This is a genomic window from Actinospica robiniae DSM 44927, from assembly GCF_000504285.1.
Taxonomy (GTDB): domain Bacteria; phylum Actinomycetota; class Actinomycetes; order Streptomycetales; family Catenulisporaceae; genus Actinospica; species Actinospica robiniae.
Genome location: NZ_KI632511.1, coordinates 9,209,923 through 9,231,656, shown reverse-complemented (window position 1 = coordinate 9,231,656; position 21,734 = coordinate 9,209,923). Strand labels below are relative to the sequence as shown.

20 protein-coding genes and 1 pseudogene are annotated in these 21,734 nt (G+C 72.0%); 9 read left to right on the top strand and 12 right to left on the bottom strand.

What is annotated here, in order from left to right; all coding sequences use genetic code 11:
• The first annotated feature begins 59 nt into the window (after nucleotides 1-59).
• Nucleotides 60-581, top strand: coding sequence for a hypothetical protein (locus ACTRO_RS39695; RefSeq protein WP_157436702.1), 522 nt, complete (start codon nucleotides 60-62; stop codon nucleotides 579-581).
• 104 nt (nucleotides 582-685) lie between these two features.
• Entirely contained in the window at nucleotides 686-2,047 is a 1,362-nt protein-coding gene (locus tag ACTRO_RS39690; RefSeq protein ID WP_051452109.1) for a sigma-70 family RNA polymerase sigma factor, read from the top strand.
• A 3-nt stretch (nucleotides 2,048-2,050) separates the two neighbouring features.
• On the opposite strand, the gene ACTRO_RS39685 is transcribed toward ACTRO_RS39690, so the two are convergent.
• Nucleotides 2,051-2,710 carry a VOC family protein gene (locus tag ACTRO_RS39685; RefSeq protein WP_034271583.1) on the bottom strand — a complete coding sequence of 220 codons (660 nt, stop codon included), beginning with the start codon at nucleotides 2,708-2,710 and terminating at the stop codon, nucleotides 2,051-2,053.
• A gap of 229 nt (nucleotides 2,711-2,939) precedes the next feature.
• Between ACTRO_RS39685 and ACTRO_RS39680 the strand changes: the two genes are divergently transcribed.
• Entirely contained in the window at nucleotides 2,940-3,941 is a 1,002-nt protein-coding gene (locus tag ACTRO_RS39680) for a TIGR03557 family F420-dependent LLM class oxidoreductase (protein WP_034271581.1), read from the top strand.
• A 496-nt stretch (nucleotides 3,942-4,437) separates the two neighbouring features.
• Nucleotides 4,438-4,914, top strand: coding sequence for a hypothetical protein (locus tag ACTRO_RS39675; protein WP_157436701.1), 477 nt, complete (start codon nucleotides 4,438-4,440; stop codon nucleotides 4,912-4,914).
• A 1,379-nt stretch (nucleotides 4,915-6,293) separates the two neighbouring features.
• Here the strand turns inward: ACTRO_RS39675 and ACTRO_RS39670 are convergent.
• The 9 genes and pseudogenes from ACTRO_RS39670 to ACTRO_RS49290 form a co-directional block, all read right to left on the bottom strand.
• Nucleotides 6,294-6,830 (bottom strand): PH domain-containing protein, encoded by a 537-nt coding sequence (locus tag ACTRO_RS39670; protein ID WP_211244576.1) that lies wholly within the window; start codon nucleotides 6,828-6,830, stop codon nucleotides 6,294-6,296.
• A gap of 29 nt (nucleotides 6,831-6,859) precedes the next feature.
• Complete coding sequence (gene hisG / locus ACTRO_RS39665; RefSeq protein ID WP_034278871.1) at nucleotides 6,860-7,702, bottom strand: ATP phosphoribosyltransferase; 843 nt, start codon at nucleotides 7,700-7,702, stop codon at nucleotides 6,860-6,862.
• A gap of 54 nt (nucleotides 7,703-7,756) precedes the next feature.
• Nucleotides 7,757-8,026, bottom strand: coding sequence for a phosphoribosyl-ATP diphosphatase (locus ACTRO_RS39660; RefSeq protein ID WP_034271577.1), 270 nt, complete (start codon nucleotides 8,024-8,026; stop codon nucleotides 7,757-7,759).
• Nucleotides 8,023-8,517 (bottom strand): 6,7-dimethyl-8-ribityllumazine synthase, encoded by a 495-nt coding sequence (ribH, locus tag ACTRO_RS39655; RefSeq protein ID WP_034271575.1) that lies wholly within the window; start codon nucleotides 8,515-8,517, stop codon nucleotides 8,023-8,025. Before ribH ends, ACTRO_RS39660 begins: the two co-directional genes overlap by 4 nt.
• A gap of 73 nt (nucleotides 8,518-8,590) precedes the next feature.
• Nucleotides 8,591-9,217, bottom strand: a pseudogene (gene ribB, locus ACTRO_RS39650) (3,4-dihydroxy-2-butanone-4-phosphate synthase); the annotation flags it as partial.
• Entirely contained in the window at nucleotides 9,214-9,930 is a 717-nt protein-coding gene (pnuC, locus tag ACTRO_RS39645) for a nicotinamide riboside transporter PnuC (RefSeq protein WP_051452108.1), read from the bottom strand. The gene pnuC and the pseudogene ribB, both read right to left, overlap by 4 nt.
• A complete protein-coding gene (locus tag ACTRO_RS39640) occupies nucleotides 9,927-10,580 on the bottom strand; it encodes a riboflavin synthase (protein ID WP_034271573.1) in 654 nt (217 codons plus the stop codon). The genes pnuC and ACTRO_RS39640 overlap by 4 nt, the downstream gene beginning before the upstream one ends.
• A gap of 461 nt (nucleotides 10,581-11,041) precedes the next feature.
• Entirely contained in the window at nucleotides 11,042-11,680 is a 639-nt protein-coding gene (locus tag ACTRO_RS39635; protein WP_034271571.1) for an ACT domain-containing protein, read from the bottom strand.
• A gap of 242 nt (nucleotides 11,681-11,922) precedes the next feature.
• Nucleotides 11,923-12,378 carry a hypothetical protein gene (locus ACTRO_RS49290; RefSeq protein ID WP_034271570.1) on the bottom strand — a complete coding sequence of 152 codons (456 nt, stop codon included), beginning with the start codon at nucleotides 12,376-12,378 and terminating at the stop codon, nucleotides 11,923-11,925.
• 196 nt (nucleotides 12,379-12,574) lie between these two features.
• On the opposite strand from ACTRO_RS49290, the gene ACTRO_RS39625 reads away from it, so the two are divergent.
• Nucleotides 12,575-13,180 (top strand): Uma2 family endonuclease, encoded by a 606-nt coding sequence (locus tag ACTRO_RS39625; protein WP_051452107.1) that lies wholly within the window; start codon nucleotides 12,575-12,577, stop codon nucleotides 13,178-13,180.
• A gap of 19 nt (nucleotides 13,181-13,199) precedes the next feature.
• Here the strand turns inward: ACTRO_RS39625 and ACTRO_RS39620 are convergent, their stop codons facing one another.
• Nucleotides 13,200-15,746, bottom strand: coding sequence for a DEAD/DEAH box helicase (locus ACTRO_RS39620; protein ID WP_034271568.1), 2,547 nt, complete (start codon nucleotides 15,744-15,746; stop codon nucleotides 13,200-13,202).
• Between the two features lie 63 nt (nucleotides 15,747-15,809).
• Here ACTRO_RS39620 and ACTRO_RS39615 point away from each other — a divergent pair, with 63 nt between their 5' ends.
• The 3 genes from ACTRO_RS39615 to ACTRO_RS39605 all read left to right on the top strand — a co-directional run bounded on the left by ACTRO_RS39615 (nucleotide 15,810) and on the right by ACTRO_RS39605 (nucleotide 18,703).
• Entirely contained in the window at nucleotides 15,810-16,586 is a 777-nt protein-coding gene (locus tag ACTRO_RS39615; RefSeq protein ID WP_034271566.1) for a hypothetical protein, read from the top strand.
• A gap of 133 nt (nucleotides 16,587-16,719) precedes the next feature.
• Entirely contained in the window at nucleotides 16,720-17,976 is a 1,257-nt protein-coding gene (locus ACTRO_RS39610; RefSeq protein WP_034271564.1) for a Mur ligase family protein, read from the top strand.
• A 1-nt stretch (nucleotide 17,977) separates the two neighbouring features.
• Nucleotides 17,978-18,703: a type 1 glutamine amidotransferase gene (locus tag ACTRO_RS39605; RefSeq protein ID WP_034271562.1), complete on the top strand. Its 726-nt coding sequence runs from the start codon at nucleotides 17,978-17,980 to the stop codon at nucleotides 18,701-18,703.
• 1,221 nt (nucleotides 18,704-19,924) lie between these two features.
• Here the strand turns inward: ACTRO_RS39605 and ACTRO_RS39600 are convergent.
• On the bottom strand, nucleotides 19,925-20,740 hold the full coding sequence (locus ACTRO_RS39600) for a TrmH family RNA methyltransferase (protein ID WP_245594624.1): 816 nt from the start codon (nucleotides 20,738-20,740) through the stop codon (nucleotides 19,925-19,927).
• A gap of 88 nt (nucleotides 20,741-20,828) precedes the next feature.
• Here ACTRO_RS39600 and ACTRO_RS39595 point away from each other — a divergent pair, with 88 nt between their 5' ends.
• Nucleotides 20,829-21,683, top strand: a complete 855-nt coding sequence (locus tag ACTRO_RS39595; protein WP_034271560.1) for a fumarylacetoacetate hydrolase family protein — start codon at nucleotides 20,829-20,831, stop codon at nucleotides 21,681-21,683.
• Nucleotides 21,684-21,734: the final 51 nt, after the last annotated feature.

Sequence of the window (21,734 nt, the reverse complement as noted above, 5' to 3'; positions counted from 1 at the left end):
GGCGAAGTCCTCGGCACGTGGCTGACCACCACCAGCACCCTTCGCCCCTGGAGACGACGATGCACGCTTCACCGAGCGATCCGGCCTTTCTCGCCCCGCCCGAACCGTCCGAACAGCACGGCCCGCACGACCCGCTGGCGTTCGCACTGTGCTCGAGCTACCTCGATCCCGCGCGGGTCCAGCCGGTGCCGGCCGGGCCCGCCTTCGACCTGGTCAGCGTGCAGATGCCGATAGGCCTGGACGCGCTCGACCTGCTGCTGCGCACGGGCGGCCAGGTCGGCCCGGTCGCCGCCGACGCCCGGGCCCGGGTGAATCGGATCGGCTTCCTGCTGCCGCCCGGCTCGCTGGCGGCCGCCCCGGGCTTCGCCTGGTGGTGCCGGCGGCACGGGCTGCGCACCGCCTCGGACGGGGACGTGGTGGCGCTGCCGCCGCTGATCGGGGAGAGCACCCGGATGGTCTGGCTGGTCGCCCCGGGCGCGCCGGGGACGGGCCGGACCGACGCCGGATCGCTGCTTTCCGCGCTGCGCCGCGCCTTCAGCGCCCAGCGCGGGCGCAGCCGCTGTCAAGACACAAGCTCCTGACCGACCCGATCGAGTGATAGTAGGTCCGGGCCCGCGCGTGCGGGCGATCCACGGCGCTATAACAGGGCTCGGCTCATCGGAACCCAGGGGGACGCACCCGCGCCATGGACTCGCACCACGCCCAGCCCGACCCGGCCGCCGACGAAGACCCCCCGGACCTGGACCTGATCGACCGGGTGCGCGGCGGCGACCTCGAGGCCTTCGACCCGCTCTACCGGCGCCACCGCACCGCCGCGCTGCGCCACGCCCGGCGCTGGACCCGGTCCGAGACCGCGGCCGAGGACCTGAGCGCGGAGGCCTTCACCCGGGTGCTCTACGCGATCCGCAACGGCAACGGCCCGAGCGAGGCGTTCCGCCCGTACCTGCTGACCGCGATGCGCCACGTGGCCCGGGACTGGGCCGAGTGCGACCGGCGCACGCTGCTGCTGCCCGACCTGGTGGAGCTCGCGCCGACGCCGGAGGATCAGGACCCGGTGATCGCCGCGCTGGAGCGCTCGCTGGCCGGACTGGCGTTCATGTCCCTGCCCGAGCGGTGGCAGACGGTGCTGTGGCAGATGGAGGTCGAGCGCGAGGGCCCGAGCCAGCTCGCCCCGCAGCTGGGGATCGACCCGGCAGCCGTCTCCGCGCTGGCCTACCGGGCCCGCGAGGGGCTCAAGCAGGCGTATCTGCAGGCTCATATCACCGAGATCGGCTCCCCCGCGTGCCGGCCGTTCGCCGAACGCCTCGGCACCCACACCCGTGGCAGGCTGCGCGGGCGCGAGGAGGCGAAGGTGCGCGGGCACCTGCGCCACTGCGCCGACTGCGTCGGGCTGTACGCGATGCTCAAGTACGTCAACGGGAACCTGCACGTGCTCGTCGCACCGGCGGTCGTGGGCGCAGTGGCCGCGGCCCAGGGCGCCGCGCTGTGGACGGGCTCCGCCGCGGCGGGCGCAGGGGCGCATCAGGGCCTCGCGGTGCGGGTCCTGGCCAAGGCGCGGCACGCCTCACCCCGGCAGCAGGCCGTCGCGGCGGGCACGACCGTCGCAGCAGCCGTGGCCGCGGTCGCCTTCGCGCTCGCCGGTTCCCCGGCAGTCCCGGCCAAGCCGGTGGCGAAACCCACGCCACCGCCCGCGTCTGTCGCCCCATCACATCCGGCGCCACCGCCACCACCGCCGCCGAGCCCGCCACCGAGCAGCCCGCCGCCGCCACCGGTGGCGCTGCGCACCAGCGCCGTGCCGACGACGCCACCGCCGCCGCCACCACCGAAGATCACGCCGCCCGCTCCGCCGAGCCCGAGCCCGAGCCCCTCGCCGTCGCCTTCGTCGACGGTACGGGTCTCCTGCCCGAACGCGGTCGTCCTGGCCGTCGGGCTGGAGGTCGTGCGGCTGCGCCTCGCGGTGGACCTGCCGGCCGCGTGCTCCACGGCCGGGCCGCCGCATCCGCTGCTGCCGTTCCCGACCGGCGCGAGCACGGGCCCGGCCGTCTAGAACTCAGTCGATCCGGACGCTGCCTGCGGCCGTGCGGAAGTCGACGGCGACCAGCCCGGCCTCGTCGTAGGCGTTGCGCAGGTCGGCCGGCTCGAGCCAGTTGACCTTGAGCTCGGGCAGCGGGTCCCGATCCGGATCGCCGAGCCACGCGAGTACCGCGTCCCGGTCGCCGGCGATCTCGAGCTGCTCGATCTCCGGCAGGTCCTCGGCGCCGGACGACGGGTGCAGGGTGTCGGCGCAGTCCCAGCGGATCAGGTAGGGCAGCTGCGGGTCGTCGATCAGGTCGAGCAGGCCGATCTGGTGCCACTGCAGCAGCTGCCCGTCCGGCCGGCGCCGGTGGCCCTCGGCGGCCTCGCGGCCGAGCCGCTGCTCGAAACGGCCGAGGTCCTCGACCCCGACCACCCAGCCGAGCCAGCCGCCGCCGAGCTCGGCCCGGCGCTTGACCGCCCGGCCGAACGGGGCCGAGTCGGTGGCCGGGTGCTCCAGCGGTGCGACCACCTCCACGTACGCCCCGTCGGGCAGCGGGAGGATCGCGTTGCGAGTGCCGAAGCGGGGATGCACGCCGCCGTCCCGGAAGGACGCACCGAGCTGGGAGCCGATCCGGGAGACGGTGGAGGAGAACGCGTCGAGTTCGACGGCGTAGGAGACATGGTCGAGCCGCATGGGACGAGAGTACCCGGCTGGGGACGAGTCATGACAATTCCGAAGTCCGACGACACGTAGTCAGATCATCCGTTCGGCCATCGGTCCGCGGTCCGGAACGGCCGCAGACGACCGAGTATTCGCCGGACTCGACGCTTACGACCGCATACGTCAGACGCCGCGGTCCGATCCCGCGGACACGGCCTAGAGTGGGATGACAGATCAACGGACGGGACGTCAGGAGAAGCGCATGTCTTCCGCCCACATCGGCTACGCCGCCATGCTCGAGCAGTTCGGTCCGAACGAGGTGACCGACTACAGCGTCCAGGCCGAGGCGGCCGGATTCACCGGCGTCATGGCCGCCGACCACTTCCAGCCCTGGGTGCCGCGCCAGGGCCAGGCCGCGTTCGTCTGGAACGTGCTCAGCGCCATCGGCGCGCGCACCGCCGGCGACCTCGGCCCCGGCGTGACCTGCCCCTCGTTCAAGATGCACCCGGCCCTGGTGGCGCAGGCCTCGGCGACCCTCGGCGCGATGTACCCGGGCCGGCACTGGCTCGGCCTCGGCGCCGGCGAGGCGCTGAACGAGCACGTCGTGGGCGGGTACTGGCCGGAGGGCCCGGAGCGCAGCGCCCGGATGTTCGAGGCCGTGGAGATCATCAAGAAGCTGTTCGGCAGCGGGCACTCGGGCAAGGAGGTCAAGCACGCCGGAAAGTACTTCACCCTGGAGACCTGCCGGCTGTGGACCGTGCCGGAGCAGGACCCGGAGATCTACATCGCCACCGCGGGGCCGCTCAACGCCAAGCGCACCGGCAAGCTGGCCGACGGCATCATCACCCCGGGCGCGGCCCCGGCGAAGATCGAGATGGTGCTGGGCAAGTTCGCCGAGGGCGCCCGGGAGGCGGGCCGGGACCCGGAGACGATGCCGAAGATCCTGCAGCTGCACCTGTCCTGGGCGGAGACCGACGAGGAGGCGCTGCAGAACGCGGTGCTCGAGTGGCCCAACGGCGGGATGAAGTTCGACAAGGGCGACATCCGTTCGCCGTACCACTTCGAGCAGATGGCGAAGCTGGTGCGGCCGGAGGACTTCGAGGGCCGGATGGTGATCTCGGCCGACCCGGACCGGCACCGCGCCGAGATCCAGCGCTACCTCGACCTCGGCTTCGACCGGATCTACCTGCACAACGTGGGACGCAACCAGAGCGAGTGGATCGAGGCCTTCGGCCGCGAGGTGCTGCCGAAGCTGAGCCGCTGAGCGGATCAGCCGCGCACCGGTCGTTCATCATAACAATACCCTGACCGGGTGAGCTTCGGCCTCTGCCGGGCCCGGTCACGTGACCTGCCCCGCTCCCCTTCGTTGTGCGCTGACGAAGGGGAGCCGCCGTTTCCGGCGCCGCGCCCCGCAGAGCCCCGAGCGAGCGAGGTCCGCACATGCACGGCACTGCCCCGCGTCGAACCACGTTCGCCGCCGTACCGGGCCGCGCCGAAGGCGACGCCCCCACCGACTGAACCGTGCGCCTCGCGCCGTTCAGGGCAGCCGAGCCCCCGCCCCTTCGCATCCGGGCGGGGGCTCGGCCTGTCCTGGGCGCGGCCGGGAATACGCCCCTGACCGCAATCCCCCGTACGGGTGGAGGTTTCCACGCCGAAAGAATCGGTAAAAGCCTCTCGTGCCTCCCCCGGATGGGCGAGACTCGGGTAGTGCGGACGCAGGGCGATTTCGCACACCAGAACACAGCGATCGGGGAGGCCGGATGAGCCGCAGAGGCCGCCGCCGCGAGCCCGGACGGGTCCGCAAGACAGTGGAGGCGCTGATCTCCGGCCTGTTCGGGGTCGCCGTCGTGGTGATCGTGCTGGCCCTGGTCCACGGCAGCCACTCCACGGCGCCCGATCTGCCCTACCCGACCCTCAGCGGCGGCTCCGGCGGCGGCGCGGGCGGCATCGGCGGCGTGGCCAACGCCGCGGCCGGCAGCTCCAGCGCCTCCCCGCCCATCGGCCCCTCGCCCCTGCATCCGGCGCCGGCCCCGAGCACCGCCCCGAGTACCGTCCAAGGCGCCACCGAGGCCCAGGTGACCGCCGCGACCGAACCCGCCGCGCCGACGACGAGCCGCGTCCCCACCCGGAACCCGTCGAGCGCTCCCGCGCCCTCGCCGTCCCCGAGCGCCGAGACCACGACCTCTGATCCGGGCCTGCTCGGCGGACTCGTCGGCGGCGTGCTCGGGCTGCTCTAGAGCGATTTGATGATCGACTGAGTGTTGGTGGGAGGTGGTGGCCGGTCGGGTCGGGGTAGTTGTCTGGGTGTGGGCGGCCGCTTTGCGCCGCCCCGTCTCGTCTGACCACCCGCCCACCCGTTGCGTTGGCGGGGCGGGCTGCGGTTTCAAGATCTCGCCTCCGGCGGGGACCCTTCCTCGGAGAGTGCCGGGGTCTGTGGGGTGCTGGCGTGGTGGGGCGGGCTGGGGTTCGGGGTGGTGGGGTTGCGGGTGTGTGCTCTCTCCTCGGCCGGGCCCCGGAGGCAATCAGGAACCTGCCGGGAGCTCAAGCGGCGGTAGCTTCCGCTGATGGTGAATCATGCACCGCGCCGCTTGACCTCCCGACAGAACCCTGATCGGGCTTCGCCTGCCCGACCGAGGAGAGAGCCCACCCCCTGGGGAGCAGTGCGAGCTGCGCTCGGCCCGAGTCCCATCCCGTGGCCCGGTCACGCTCGATCCGGAAGAATCCTGCATCGCCCTGATCCGAGCATCCCGACCCTCGATCCGTGCGATGGGGTCGGTGCTCCGGCCGCGTTCGATGCGGAAGAATCCTGCATCCCTCTGATCCGAGCATCCCGAACCTCGATCCGTGTGAAGGCGGCGGTGCTCGGGTCGTGTGGCGCGGGCGCACGCCGAGGGGAAATCCTGCACCGCTTTCGGCCCCACCTGCCCAGCCACCCCGTCCACCACCCTCCCGTCACAAGCCCCGACCCTCGTACTCTTCCATGCTAGATGCCACCACCGACAAAAACCGTGAATCAGTCTTTTCACTGGAAAAGAAAAAATACGGGAGATTTCCGGGCACTCGGGCGGTCCCTCCGGCGTTGAACCAGTAGAGAAGACAAGAGCAGCCCAGAACGGTGATGCAGGATTCTTCCGGATCAAGCGCGACCGGGCCCGGGACGGGATCCGGCCCGAGCGCAGCTCGCACCGGACCCTCAGGGGGTGGGCTCTCTCCTCGGTCGGGCAGGCGAAGCCCGATCAGGGTTCTGCCGGGAGGTCAAGCGGCGCCATGCACAATCGACCATCAGCGGAAGCCACCGCCGCTTGACCTCCCGGCAGGTTCCTGATTGCCTCCGGGGACCGACCGAGGAGAGAACACACACCCGCAACCCCACCACCCAAAACCCCAGGCCGCCCCACCAACGCCAGCACCCACGCGAACCCGGCATCTCTCTCCGAGGAAGGGCCCGCCGGAGGCGAAATCTTGAAACCCCAGCTCGCGGGCGAACGCAACGGGTGGGAGGGTGGTCAGATGAAACAGGGCGACGCGAAGCGGCCGCCCCGCCACGACGACCACCCCGGCTGACAGGCCACTACGCCCCACCAGCACTCAGCCGATCATCAAATCGCAATAGAGCTCAGGCCCCGTACGAGTAGTAGTCCACCAGAGCCCTGAGTTCGGCCACCGCGGCGCGGGCGGCGTCGAGGCCGTCAGCCGGCTGGATGCCCATGACCGACAGGGTCGTGCCGTCGTCGAGGTCGAGCAGCACCCACGGGTCGCCCGAGCGCAGGTTCACCGCGACGATCTGCGCCCACTCGAGCCGGTGGGTACGCAGCATGTTGACGACCTTGAGTCCCTCGGCACTGCCCACCGCCTTGGGCCGGGCCAGCACCAGGAGCACGATCGCGCCGGCGAACCCGATGCCGGCGAACGCGATCCGGTCCGGCAGCGGCCAGGGCTGGCCGCCGTCGGAGGGCAGCAGCGCGGCGATGGCGGTCATGCTCACCACCAGCACCGCCGCCACCGCGTGGATGATCGCCCGGGTGCGGTGCGGCCGCCAGGTCACCGGGAGCTTGGACGCGGTCGACGCCGGAGCGCCGCCGCCGGCACCGTCGCCCCCGGCGGCCGCACCGGGGCCGCGGGTCGGGAAACCGTTCGGCGCCATCGACTCCATCCGCTCCGCTCCGAGGCCGACCGTCCGTACTAGAGTCGGCAGGCCCTGATGTCGGTCACGAGGATAGCGCGTGCGCCGATCGCCCAGAGGTCGTCCATGATGCGCTGCGTCTTCTCCCGCGGCACCATCGCCCGGACCGCGACCCAGCCCTCGGAATGCAGGGGGCTGACGGTCGGCGACTCGAGGCCCGGAGTCAGCGAGACCGCCTCGCGCAGCCGCTCGGCCCGGATGTCGTAGTCCATCAGCACGTACTTGCGAGCCACCAGCACGCCCTGCATCCGGCGCAGGAACTGCTCCACGCCCGGCGCCTGCTCGGCGTCCCGGCGCTGGATCACCACGGCCTCGGACTCGAGGATGGACGGGCCGATCAGCTCCAGCCCGGCCTGGCGCAGCGTCGCGCCGGTGTCGACCACGTCCGCGATGACGTCGGCGACCCCGAGCTGGATCGCGATCTCCACCGCGCCGTCGAGCTTGACCACCTCGGCCGGCACCCCGGCCCGGTCCAGGTGCGACTGGACGATGCCCGGGTAGGAGGTGGCGATCCGCTTGCCCTTGAGGTCCTCCAGGGTCGAGCCCGAGCCCGGCCGGCCGGCGAAGCGGAAGGAGGAGCGGCCGAAGCCGAGCGCGAGCAGCTCCTCCGCCTCCGCCTGCGAGTCGAGCAGCAGGTCGCGGCCGGTGATGCCGATGTCCAGCCGGCCGGAGCCGACGTACACGGCGATGTCGCGCGGGCGCAGGTAGAAAAGCTCCACCCCGGACTCGGGGTCGACCACCAGCAGCTCCCGGTCCGACCGGCGGCGGTATCCGGCCTCATGCAGCAGGGCGCCGGCCGCCTCGGAGAGCGATCCCTTGTTGGGCACGGCGATGCGCAGCATGAAGTTCCCGTCCTTCATCTCGGTGGTGCGGATAGGTGGTTCTACGAGGGTGGACTAGAGGGTCCGGTAGACGTCGGCGGGCGAGATGCCCTGCGCGACCATCAGCACCTGGAGATGGTAGATCAGCTGGCTGATCTCCTCGGCGGTGCGCTCTTCGCCCTCGTACTCGGCCGCCATCCAGACCTCGGCGGCCTCTTCCACGATCTTCTTGCCGATGGTGTGCACGCCTGCCTGGACCAGCTCCACCGTGCGCGAGCCCGGCGTGCCGGCCGCGGCCTTCGCCCGCAGCTCCTCGAACAGCTCCTCGAAGCTCTTGCTGCTCACCGCTCCCCCAGACATTTGAGCGTCAACGCGGTGGAGACCGCGCTCAGGGCGGCCTCCCGGCCCTTGTCCTCGGCCGAGCCCGGCAGGCCCGCCCGGTCGATCGCCTGCTGCTCGGTGTCGCAGGTGAGCACGCCGAAGCCGACCGGGATGCCCGAGTCGAGCGCGACCCGGTTCAGCCCGTCCGTGGCGGCCTGGCAGACGTAGTCGAAGTGCGGGGTGCCGCCGCGGATCACCACGCCGAGGGCGACGATCGCGTCGTAGCGCTGGCGGGCCAGCGCGTGCGCGGCCACCGGGAGCTCGAAGCAGCCGGGCACGCGCACCACGGTGGGCTCGTCGATGCCGAGTTCCGACAGCGCCTTGACACTGTTCGCGACGAGCGCGTCCATCACCTCGGTGTGCCACTGCGCCGCGACCACGGCCACGCGCAGATGCGCGCAGCGCTTGAGGTCGGACGGGTCGATGCCGAGCGCGGGGGCTCCGCTGCCTGCCACGGGGGGTGCTCCTTCGTCTTTGTGTGTTGCGTCTTGACGGTATCGCGGATCCGGCTCAGAGCCGATGCGCCGTCCGGTATGCGATCAGGTCGGCGATGGAGATCAGCGCCAGGCCGTGCTGCGCGGCGAACACGCGCAGGTCGGGCAGCCGGGCCATGGTGCCGTCGTCGTTGACGACCTCGACCAGCACGCCGACCGAGCCGAGCCCGGCCAGCCGGGACAGATCCACCGCGGCCTCGGTGTGGCCGGGGCGCTCGAGCACGCCGCCGGGCCGGGCGCGCAGCGGGAAGACGTGGCCGGGGCGGGTCAGGTCACCGGCCCGGGTGACCGGGTCCGCCAGCAGCCTGATGGTGTGCGCCCGGTCGGCCGCGCTGATCCCGGTGCTCACGCCCTCGCGCGCGTCCACCGAGACGGTGAAGGCGGTGCCCTTGCGGTCCTGGTTCACGGCCGTCATCGGCGGCAGCTCGAGCACGTCGGCGCGCTCGTCGTCCATGGCGACGCAGACCACGCCGCTGGAGTAGCGGATGGTGAAGGCCAGCAGCTCGCGGGTGGCGTGCTCGGCGGCGAAGATGATGTCGCCCTCGTTCTCCCGGTCCTCGTCGTCCACGACGAGGACGGGACGGCCGGCGGCGAGCTCCAGCAGGGCGGTCTCGATCGAGTCGAGGCCCAGACCGGTGCCCTCGAGTGTCGGGGTGCTCATGCGCGGACTCCTTCTCTGAGATCTCTGACTTCGATGGCTTCGATAGCTTCGACGGCTTCAACGTTCTCGGCCCGGCCGGCCGCGCGCGGGCCGGGGACGCGGGCGAGCCCGATCCACTGCCGCATTCCGGCCAGCACCAGCAGGAAGTAGACGCCGTAGGTGAACCCGGACACCGGCAGGCCGCTGTGGAAGGCGAGCGGCACGCCCACCACGTCCACCGCGATCCAGACGAACCAGAACTCGACCCAGCCGCGGCCCTGGCACAGGGTGGCGGCGAGCGAGCCGACGAAGATGTAGGCGTCCGGCCAGGGCGCCCAGGAGGCGTGCGTGGCCGTCAGCAGCCAGGCGAAGCCGACCGTGCCCACGGCCAGGAACCCGAGCAGCGCCAGGCGCTCGGCCGGGGCGGCCCAGCGGATGCGCACGCCCTCCGGGTGCTGTGCGCCGCGCTGCCGGTTCCAGCGCCACCAGCCGTAGGACGCGGCGGCGATCACCACGAGCTGGCGGGCGGCGTTCCCGCCGAGGTGCACCGACATGGAGGCGCCGAACAGCAGCACCGCACCGGTGATCTGCACCGGCCAGGCCCACAGCGAGCGGCGGACGGCGAGCGCGACGGTGGCCAGGCCGAGCAGGTTGCCGAGCAGGTCGGACCAGCGCACGCTCTCCCCGCCGGCCTGGAAGGCCAGCGCGTTCGCCCAGCCGAACAGGTGGTTCACCGGGTCGCCTCGATCGGCGCGGGCGCCTCGGTCTGCGAGCGGCCGAGCAGCTTCTCGGTGTACTTGGCGATCACGTCCACCTCGAGGTTGACCCGGGTGCCCGGCTGCTTGATGCCGAGGGTGGTCTGGGCCAGGGTGCCCGGGATCAGCGAGACGGTGAAGTCGGGCTCCGGCCCGTCCGTCAGGGCACTGACGGTCAGGCTGATGCCGTCGACCGTGATCGAGCCCTTCTCCACCACGTAGCGGGCCAGGTCGGCCGGCAGCGAGATGCGCACCAGCTCCCAGTGCTCGGCCGGGGTGCGCTCGAGCACGGCGCCGGTGCCGTCGACGTGGCCCTGCACGATGTGGCCGCCGAAGCGGCCGTTGGCCACCATCGGCCGCTCCAGGTTGACCCGGTCGCCCGGGCGCAGGTCGCCGAGGCTGGAGCGGGTGAGGGACTCGGCCATGACGTCCGCCGTGAACTGGCCGGACTTGAGCTCCGGCGAGCCGGTCTCGTCGACGACGGTCAGGCACACGCCGTTGACCGCGATGGAGGCGCCGTGCACGGCGTCCTCGGTGACCACGGCTCCGCGCACGGTGTAGCGGGCCGCGTCGGGCAGGGTCTCGATGGCGACGATCTCGCCGAGTTCCTCGATGATTCCGGTGAACACCGTGTTGCTCCCTCATCACACCGCGGGTGGGATGCACCGGGGGCGGACGGGGAGGCGTGGACGGGCGCAGCCGGGCACGGCGCTTCACGGCCGGCTCGTCAGCGAGTCCGGCCGGGCGCGGCAGGCCCGACGTCCCGCGTGCCGCCTCCCATCCGGACTTCCGGGCGCTCGGCCGCTCTCGCGGTCGGACGCGCCGGTCACCGTCGGTCCCGGAGTTTCACCGGGTCCACCTTCGGTCCCCTCGCGCGGCACGCGCTCATCCGAGCGCGGACCGCCGGCCGAGGACCAGCCGGGTCGCGGACTGTCACCGCCGGTTCGGAATTTCACCGACCCCGGGGCACGCTTGTCGTCTTCGCTAACAGTGTGCCACGAAATCGCATTCCCGATCACCCCCGGAGCGGGTAATGCGCCTCACAGCGCGGCGATCCGGCGCACACCGGGCGCGGCGGCGGCGCGGGCGCTCAGCGCGTCCGGGCCGGCTTCGGCAGCAGCCGCGAGCCGGCCACCGCCGCCGTCACCTCGGCCAGCCTGGTCAGCCGCAGCACCTCGAACCGGTGGAAGCTCGGCTCGCCGGCCCGGCACACCAGCACCCGCAGCCCGGACGGCCCGACCGGAGCCGAAGCGTAGTGCGCCGAGCCCACGGTGAGCGAGCTGGCCTGCGGCGGAAGGTCAGGCAGGGCCAAGTCCGCCGGGGCGCCCCAGCTGCGCGCCACGACGGCGGCGCCGTGCTCGGCCCCGAGCACCAGGGCCCAGTCCGCGGCGAGGATGCGCGGGAGCGCGTCGGCGAGCAGGGTGACGGCCGCACGCGGGTCGGCCGCGATGCGTCCGAGCAGGTCGAGGTCGGGAAAGGCGCCCGGCACCTCGCCCGAGGGCCGCACCCCCGCCACGCTCACCCCGGCCAGCGAGCGCAGCGCCGCCTCGAGCGCCGGGCGCCGGTGCTCCTCCGGCAGGAAGACGGTGATCTCGTCCAGCGCCCGCCCCTGCTCCCGGCTGAGCACGCTGACCTGCACGATGTCGGCCCCGCAGGCGCCGAGTTCCCGGGTGACCTGCCCGAGCGCCCCCGGCCGGTCCGCCACCCACAGTCGCAGTCGCAGCAGCATCCTGACGTCCTCTCCGCTCGACCCGCCGCCGAGCGGTCCGTGCCCGGGCACGGCCCAGTCAAACGGGTTCCGGTTTCCGGCCCGTTGCGTCCGGGTCACGGGCGGGTGCGCGCGAGGCTCAGATCGCCTCGTCCCGGGCGGGCGCGTCCCGGTCGAGGTCCGCGACCGCCGCGGTGACGAACGAGGGGATGTCGGCTGAGAGGTCGTCCTGGAACCACACCACGTCGAGGTACGAGCTGTCCTCAGCGCCGCCGCGATCTCGCGCCGAGCAGGCACAACGCGGCGAACGCGCCGACGAACGCGGCCGCCGCGGGCACCTCGTGCGTGCGGAAGCGGGTCGGCGCCTCGTCCTGGATGCGCCCGTGGAAGTCATCGAACCTCGCCGGGAAGGGCGAGCGCCCGAAGAAGACCAGAGCGGGCTTGTTGAGGTCCGGCAGCGCCGCCCCCGCCATCCCGGCCACCACCCCCGCCCGCTGCCCCGGCCCCGCCGCCACCGCCGCCGCGCCCATCGCCGCCAGCCCCGTCAGCCCGTCCGCCACCGCCACCCGCATGAAGCGGTCCGGGTTCTCGAACCGCCCCCAGTGCGGCACCGCGTCGAGCACGAGGTGCGAGGCGAAGCCCAGCGGGAAGGCGAGCCAGGGCGAGCGCACCGCCGCGCCGAGCGCCGCGCCGGACAGGACGTGGTTGGTCACGAGCATGCTTCCAGTCTGGACCATCGGCGGGCTCCCGGCCCGGCTTCGACGCCCGTGGTGGGAAGAATCAGGCACCAGATACTCACTCTAGCGCGTGAATATGTTCGAAACCTGTTCCGATCTGATGCTTTGTCGCGCATGCTGAACCCGGCGGGCCCGAACGGACCTGACGGACTTTTCGGCATGAACAGGAGGTGGGACGATGGCGGTCATGACGATGGAACGGCCGACGTCCGAAGACGACGAAGGGCACGGGCCCTCGGACGATCACCGCCGCGGGCGTGCTGCGGTGGTGCGCGCGCTGCACGATCAGCTCGATCCACCGGAGGGCTACCGGATCGAGATCATCGAGGGGAAGATCGAAGTGGCCGCGACGCCGATGGGACGGCACGCGGTGCTCGTCCGCCGCATCAGGCAGGCAGTCGAGAAGGACACGCCTGCGGAGATCGGGGCTTTCGAGAACATCACGCTCGAGGAACCCGAGATCGACCGCTACATTCCCGACCTGGCGGTCTGGCCCGAGGAACTCGTCGACGCTGAGGCCGAGTGGGTATTCGCCGGCGAGGGCTGCCTCCTCGCGGTCGAGGTCACCTCCCCGGATCAGGAGCGCCGCGACTATGCCAAGGCAGACGGTTACGCCAGGTCGGGCACGCCGATCTATCTGCTCGTCGACCGGAAGCGGCGCACTTGCATCGTATTCACCGAACCCGAGGTCGACCATTACCTGACCCGGCACGAGATCCCCTTCGGCAAGCCCGTCACCCTGCCGCTCGATCCGCCGGTGACCTTGGAGACCGGCGACTTCTGACGGGCCGCCGGCTCCGCGCTCAGCCGTCGAAGCGGTCGAACTCCAGGATCCGCAGCACCGCGCGGCCGGCCGCGTCGGAGGCCGCGAGGTCGACCTCGGCGCGCAGGTGCCAGTCGTGGTTGTCGGCCGGGTCGTCCAGGATCTGGCGCACCTTCCACACCCGCGCGCCCTCCTCGACCTGGAACAGCTTCGGGCCGCGCGCGTCCGGGCCGGTGCCGAGCTCCTCGTGCTCGTCGAAGTAGTCGCCCACCGCCTCGTCCCAGTCCTCGAACAGCCACGGGCCGTCCCAGTCATCGGTGTGCGCGAGGCCTTCCGCGTCCTCGGCGTCGAGGGCGACCAGGCCCGCGACGTCGTCCCGCGCGGCCAGCTCGATCCGGCGGAACATGGCGTTGCGCACCAGGACGCGGAACGCGCGCTTGTTGCCGGTGACGGGGGGCGGGGTGTCGTCGAGGGCGGCCTGCGCGGCGGCGTGGGCCTCCGGGTTGCGCAGCGCCTCCCACTCGTCGACCAGGCTGGAGTCGATCTGGCGCACCGTCTCGCCGAGCCACTCGATCAGGTCGACCAGGTCGTCGCGCTTGATCGACTCGGGGATGGTGTGGTCCAGCGTCCGGTACGCGTCGGCGAGGTAGCGCAGCACGATGCCCTCGACCCGGGCCAGGTCGTAGGCCGCGATGTAGTCCGAGAAGGTCATCGCCTGCTCGTACATCTCGCGCACCACGGACTTCGGGCTCACCGGGTGGTCGCCGATCCACGGGTGGGCCCGGCGGTAGGTGTCGTAGGCGTGGCCGAGCAGCTCCTCGAGCGGCTTGGGGTGGCCGATCTCGCTGACCCGCTCCATCCGCTCCTCGTACTCGATGCCGGACGCCTTCATCTCCGCGATCGCCTCGCCGCGCGCCTTCTTCTCCTGCGCGATCAGGATCTGGCGCGGGTCGTCCAGGATCGACTCGATGATCGAGAGCAGGTCCAGCGCGTACGACGGGGACTCCGGGTCGAGCAGGTCGAACGCGGCCAGCGCGAACGTCGAGAGCGCCTGGTTGAGCGCGAAGTCCTGCTGCAGGTCCACCGTGAGGCGCACCGTGCGGCCCGTCTCGTCCGGGATCTCGAGCCGCTCGACCACGCCCGCGTCGAGCAGCGACCGGTAGATCGCGATGGCCCGGTGGATGTGCCGGCGCTGGGCCGCGGCCGGCTCGTGGTTGTCCGTCAGCAGCTTGCGCATCGCGTCGAACGCGTTGCCGGGCCTCGCGATGATCGACAGCAGCATCGCGTGGGTGACCTGGAAGCGGGAGACCAGCGGCTCGGGCTCGGCCTCGATCAGCTTCTCGAAGGTCTGCTCGCTCCAGTTGACGAAGCCCTCCGGCGGCTTCTTCCGGGTGTAGCCGCGCCGCCGCTTCGGGTCGTCGCCGATCTTGGCCAGCGCCCGCTCGTTCTCGATCACGTGGTCCGGGGCCTGCGCGGCGACGTAGCCGATGACGTCGAACCCGGCCCGGCCGGCCCGGCCGGCGATCTGGTGGAACTCGCGGGCGCGCAGCAGCCGGGAGCGGCGGCCGTCGTACTTGGACAGGGCGGTGAACAGCACCGTGCGGATCGGCACGTTCACCCCGACGCCCAGGGTGTCGGTGCCGCAGATGACCTTGAGCAGGCCGGCCTGGGCGAGGCGCTCGACCAGCCGCCGGTACTTCGGCAGCATGCCCGCGTGGTGCACGCCGATGCCGTGCCGGATGAACCGGGAGAGCGTGCGGCCGAAGCGGGTGGTGAACCGGAAGCCGCCGAGCAGTTCGGCGATGGCGTCCTTCTCCGCCCGCGAGCACACGTTCAGGCTCATCAGCGACTGGGCCCGCTCCACCGCCGCGGCCTGGGTGAAGTGCACGATGTAGACCGGCGCCTGGCCGCCCTCGAGCAGCTCCTGCACCGTCTCGTGCAGCGGGGTCATCCGGTACGAGTAGGACAGCGGGACCGGGCGCTCGGCCGAGCGCACCGTGACGGTCTCGCGCCCGGTGCGCCGCTTGAGGTCGGCCTCGAACCGCTCGACCTCGCCGAGGGTGGCCGACATCAGCAGGAACTGGGTCTGCGGCAGCTCCAGCAGCGGGATCTGCCAGGCCCAGCCGCGGTCCGGGTCGGCGTAGAAGTGGAACTCGTCCATCACCACCAGGCCGGCCTCGGCCTCGGCGCCGTCGCGCAGGGCGATGTTGGCCAGCACCTCGGCGGTGCAGCAGATGATCGGCGCGCCCGGGTTGACCGACGCGTCGCCGGTCATCATGCCCACGTGCGCGGAGCCGAAGGCCTCGCACAGGTCGAAGAACTTCTCCGAGACCAGCGCCTTGATCGGGGCGGTGTAGAAGGCGCGCTCGCCGCGGGCGAAGGCGGCGAACACCCCGCCGGCCGCGACCAGGGACTTGCCCGACCCGGTCGGGGTGGCCAGGATCACGTTGTCCCCGGCGACCAGCTCGATCAGGGCCTCTTGCTGCGCCGGGTACAGGGCGATGCCCCGGCCGGCCACCCAGGCCTCGAACGCCGCGTACAGGGAGTCCGGGTCGGTGATGTCCGGCAGATGGTCGAAGAGGTTCACCCCCACATCATCTCAGGTCCTCGTCTTCCGTACGCCAAGGTGGGAACGGTAGCCTTTGCGCCCATGGTGCTGAAACGGCTGCTGCCCGGACGACGGTCCGAGACTTCGACGAACTCCGCCCCCGTGACCGCAGAGCAGCTCGCCGCGGCCTGGGAGACGCTGGCCACGGCCTCGACCTCGGCCACCTGGAAGTGCCGGCACGCGAACGGCTCGATGATGGCCGAGGGCACGGTGGACTTCTCCGCGCGCGAATCCCGGGCCACCGTGATCCGCGGCCGGGCCACCTACGAGTATCTGCGCCGCGGCTCGACCGCCTTCCGCGCCGCCGTCTCGGAGGAGGACGCCGAGGACGCCGAGCCGAGCTGGGAGTACGCCTCGGAGACGGACGCCTGCGGCATCCACGCCTACGCGATACCGGAGGTGATCGCGGCGGCGGTGCGCGCGGCGGGCAGCGTGACCACCGGGCGGCCGGAGGAGGTCGGGGACAAGAAGCTGGTGCCGGTGACGGTCTCGCTCAAGCCCAAGACCACCGACCCGGACGGGCGGGTGGCCCGGCTGGCCCGGCAGCTGCGCGACCACGGCGCGATCGTGCTGCAGGTCACCGGGCTGGTGGACCCGAGCTCCTGGGACGAGGAGGAGGACGAGCCGTCCGGGACCCGGATCGAGCGGCTGCGCCTCGAGCTGCCGCACTGGACTCCGGCGGACAACCCGATGGACGACCACAGCGTCGTGGTGGACCTGTTCGACCTGAACGAGCCGGTGGAGATCGAGGTGCCGGAGGAGTCCGCGGCCGAGCGGCGCCGCACGGCCCGCGGTTGCGCCGATCTCGCGCTGTTCTGAGCCGGAGCGCCCGGCGCAGTGCGCTGCGGGTCCGCGCGTCGTTGGATCTTCGATAATGTGACGGCGTGCACGCAGCCCCCGGGACCGGGCTAGGCCGGGCCCTGACAGCGAACGGTGTGATGGACAGGTGACGATGACGGAGGCGCAGCTGCCCCCGCGCGCGCGGGTCGCGGTCGCGGCCGGAAAGTTGACCGGGGCGGTCTCGCGCGCGGCGGGCCGCGGCTCGGGCGCGGTGGTCGGCGGGCGGGTGGCGCTCAGGCTCGACCCCGAGCTGCTGCGGCGGCTGACGGCCGGACGCTCGTGTGTGCTGATCTCGGCGACCAACGGCAAGACCACGACGACCCGGCTGGCGGCCGAGGCGCTGCGGGCCAAGGGCCAGGTCGCCTCGAACGCGCTGGGCGCGAACATGCCGGCCGGGATCACCGCGGCGATGGCGAGCGACCGCACCGCGCAGTTCGCGGTGATAGAGGTGGACGAGAAGTACCTGCCGGGGGTGGCCGAGCAGACCGCCCCGGCGGCGATCGCGCTGCTCAACCTGTCCCGGGACCAGCTGGACCGGGCCGCGGAGACGCGGATGCTGGCGCAGCGCTGGCGGGACGGGCTGGCCGGGACGGCGGCCACGGTGATCGCGAACGCGGACGACCCGCTGGTGGTCTGGGCGGCCGGCCGGGTGGAGCGCGTCGTGTGGGTCGCGGTGGGCCAGAGCTGGAAGGACGACGCCTGGTCCTGCCCGCAGTGCGGCGGCGTGCTGCACCTGGAGCAGGACGACTGGGGCTGCGGCTCCTGCGACCTGCGCCGGCCGAAGCCGGAGTGGTCGCTCGACGGCACGGAGCTGGTGGCTCCGGACGACACGCGGGTGGCGCTGACCGGGCTGCGGCTGCCCGGCCGGGCGAACCGGGCCAACGCGGTCAGCGCGGCCGCGGTGGCCGCGGTGTTCGGAGTCGAGCCGGGCGTCGCGATAGGGCGGATGGAGCACGTCACGGCCGTGGCCGGCCGGTACGACACGGTGTCGTACCGTGGCAGGACCCTGCGTCTGCTGCTGGCGAAGAACCCGGCGGGCTGGCTGGAGACCTTCGACCTGGTCGCCCCGCTGACCCGGCCGGACGGCCAGGCGCCGGTACCGGTGCTGCTGTCCGTCAACGCCCTGTCGGCCGACGGCACGGACACCTCGTGGCTGTGGGACGTGGACTACACCCGGCTGGCCGGGCACAAGGTGCTGGTGATCGGCCAGCGCCGGCTCGACCTGGCCGTGCGGCTGCAGGTCGCCGGAGTGGAGTTCGAGGTCTTCGACACCGTGGAGGCTGCGGTGGACGCCGCGCCCGCGGGCGAGATCGAGGTCATCGCGAACTACACCGCGTTCCAGCAACTGCGACAGAAAGTCGGTGGCTGACATGGCTGGGCCGAGCGCGGTGCGCGTGGTCTGGATCTACCCCGACCTGCTCTCCACCTACGGGGATCAGGGCAATGCGCTGATCATGGCGTACCGGGCGCGGCTGCGCGGCCACACGGTGGAGCGGGTGGACGTGCGCAGCGACCAGCCGATCCCGGCGCAGGCCGACGTGTACCTGATCGGCGGCGGCGAGGACCGGCCGCAGCGGCTCGCGGCCGAGCGGTTGCGCAAGGACGACGGCCTGGCCCGCGGCCTGGAGGCGGGCGCGGCGGCACTGGCCGTGTGCGCCGGCTTCCAGCTGTTCGGCCACTCCTTCTACGACGACGAGCAGGGCACGCTGCCCGGCCTCGGCCTGCTGGACGTGACCTCCAAGCGCGGCACCGTGCGCTGCGTCGGCGAGGTGGTCGGCGACGTGGACGAGTCGCTGAACGTCGGCGGCCGCCCGCTGCCGCGGATGACCGGCTTCGAGAACCACATGGGCACGACCGAGGTCGGCCCGGCCGCCCGCCCGCTCTCCCGCGTCAGCGCCGGCAACGGCAACGGCGCCGGCTCCGGCGCGGACGGCGCCCACCAGGGCCGCATCGTCGGCACCTACCTGCACGGCCCCGTCCTCGCCCGCAACCCCGCCCTCGCCGACCTGATCCTCGGCTGGGTCGACGGCGACCCGAAGGCCACCCCCACCGACGACACCTGGCCCAACCGTCTCCGAGCCGAGAGACTTGCCTAGGCGCGCTTGACCTCCCGGCCCGCCCCTACGCTCCGCTAGGGGGCGGGCCGACGTCGATCGGCACGGCACCCAGTTCGCCTCCCGGGGCCCGGCCCCAGACCCCACGCCGGGGACACCCGGACCCCGCGCGCAGCTCCGCACGGACCTGCGTCAACGCGGCGGCAACAGCAGAGCTCATCCCGGCACCCGCACAGGCAGCACGCCCCTCCCCCACAACAGTCTCTTGACTTCGTCAACCCCCCGATTTTCCCTGCTCCCTCCCGACCTGCGTTCGACCCTGCTTTTCGAGCATAGCCACCTATGCCGACAAAAGCGCTGGAACGGAGATAACGCACGAAAGAGTTCTTATAGGACTTACCCGTCCAATATCTCTCACACCGATTCATGATCGGCTGAGTGCTGGCGGAGTGCAGTTGGCCTGTCGGGTGGGGGCGGCCGCTTCGCGTCGCCCACATTTCGCTTGCCCACCCTGCCCACCCGTTGCGTTGACTGGGCGGGCTGAGGTTCAAGATCTCGCCTCCGGCGCAGGCCCTTCCCTCGGAGAGAGATGCCGGAGCTGCGCGGTTGCTGCCGTTGGCGGGGCGGGCTGAGGTTCGGAATGGTGAGGTAGCGGGGGCGTGCTCTCTCCTCGGCCGGGCACCAGAGGCAATCAGGAACCTGCCGAGAGGTCAAGCGGCGGCGGCTTCCGCTGATGGTGAATCATACACCGCGCCGCTTGACCTCCCGACAGAACCCTGATCGGGCTTCGCCTGCCCGACCGAGGAGAGAGCACACCCCCTGAGGTCCAGTGCGAGCTGCGCTCGGCCCGAGACCCATCCCGTGGCCCAGCCTCGAGGGGAAAGCCCACGATGCGGAAGGATTCTGCAACGCCGTTGCTTCTAGGTTCGGGCTTCCGCAGCAAGCGTTGAATAGCAGAGGCTAACGCCAGGAGCCTGAGCCCACCTGACATCCTCTTAGCTGCGCGTGGGGTTGGGCTCCCGAGCTTGCGAGGGTCGCGTAGCGCCTTGCTCCGACGACCGTCAGGTCGGTGGAGCCGTCGTCGACCCACCTCCGGTCCCCGCCCCCGCCGCCGAAGAGTCCTGACCCCTGCATGACTCATGCGCGGGGTCCGGGGTGTCCCCGGCGTGGGGCTCGGGGCCGTGCCCCGAAATAGGCGCAGGGGAGCCGTACGCGCGGTGTAGCGCCGCTGTAGTGCGCAGCGAAGCAAGCACGTAGGCGGGGCTACAAAGCAAGCGCGTAGCAGGCGACAGCGGAGGCGGCCGCAACGTTGAGCGAGTCGACGCCGGCGGCCATGGGGATGCGGACCTTCAGGTCGCAGGCGGCGAAGGCGCGGGGGGTGAGGCCCTCGCCTTCGGAGCCGAGGAAGAGTGCGGCTTTCTGCTCCTTCTCGAGGCGCAGCTCGCGCAGGTCGACCGCGTCGGCTGCGGGGGTGAGGGCGATGCGGCGGTAGCCGTGTTCTTCGAGCAGGCCGAGCGCCTGGGGCCAGGGTTCGAGCTTGGTCCACGGGATCGCGAAGACCGTGCCCATCGACACCCGGACGGAGCGGCGGTAGAGCGGGTCGGCGCAGTCGGGGGCGAGGAGCACCGCGTCCATGCCGAGGGCTGCCGCGCCGCGGAAGATCGCGCCGACGTTCGTGTGGTTGTTCACGCCTTCGAGCACGACGATGCGGCGCGCGCCGTCGAGGACTTCGGCGGCCTCCGGCAGGGGGGTGCGGGCCATCGCGGCGAGGGCGCCGCGGTGCACGTGGAAGCCGGTGACCTGCTCGAGCAGCGCGGGTTCGCCGACGAAGGCGGTGGCGCCGGTGGCTTCGAGCACCGGGGTCATCAGCGGCAGCCACTTGTCCGAGAGCAGCATCGAACGCATCGGATGCCCGGCTTGGACCGCGCGCTGGATCACCTTGTCGCCCTCGGCGATGAACAGGCCTCGCTCGGGCTCGGTGCGCTTGCGCAGCTCCATGTCGGTCAGGTCCAGATAGTCCGTCAGGCGCGGATCGGCCGGATCCTCGATCCGCACGAGCTGGTCTTCGATGCTGGTCACGGGAGACGAGCCTAGCCGGTCCGGCTTCGCGGGCGAGACATCCGATGATTCTTGCGCCGGAGCCGTGCTCGGCCCTAGTCTCGGGGCCATGAAACTGCTGCGAGTGGGAGAGCCGGGCCGGGAGGTCCCCGCGGTGCTCTCGGACGATGACCGGATCCTGGACCTTTCCGCGCTGACCCCGGATCTGGACGGGGCGTTCTTCGGCGGGGACGGGATCGCGCGGGTGCGCGCGGCGCTGGCGGCGGGCGAGCTGCCCGAGCTGGCCGGCGCGGCGGAGGCCCGGATAGGGCCGGCCGTGGCGCGCCCGGGCAAGGTGGTGTGCATCGGCCTGAACTACCGCGACCACGCGCAGGAGACCGGCGCCCAGATCCCGCCGCGGCCCGTCGTGTTCATGAAGGCCTCGTACACCGTGGTCGGCCCGTACGACGAGGTGCTGATCCCGCGCGGCTCGACCCGGACCGACTGGGAGGTGGAGCTGGCGGTGGTGATCGGCCGCGAGGCGCGTTACCTCGCCGGCCCCGAGGACGCGCTGGCACACGTGGCCGGCTACGCGATCAGCAACGACGTCTCCGAGCGCGAGTTCCAGCTCGAGCAGTCACACCAGTGGGACCTGGGCAAGAGCTGTGAGACCTTCAACCCGCTCGGCCCCTACCTGGTGACCGCGGACGAGGTCGGCGATCCGGGCAAGCTGGGGCTGCGGTTGTCGGTCAACGGCACGCCGCGGCAGAACGGCAGCACCGCCAACATGATCTTCGACGTGCCGTACCTGGTGTGGTACCTGAGCCAGTACATGCGCCTCGAGCCCGGCGACGTGATCAACACCGGCACCCCCGCGGGCGTCGCGCTGGGCCTGCCGGACAAGCCGTACCTGCGCGCCGGGGACGTCGTGGAGCTGGAGATCGACGGGCTCGGCCGGGCCCGGCAGGAGTTCGCAGCGGCCTGATACGACGACGGCGCGGCCGGGGTGCGCAGGTGCGCACCCCGGCCGCGCTCT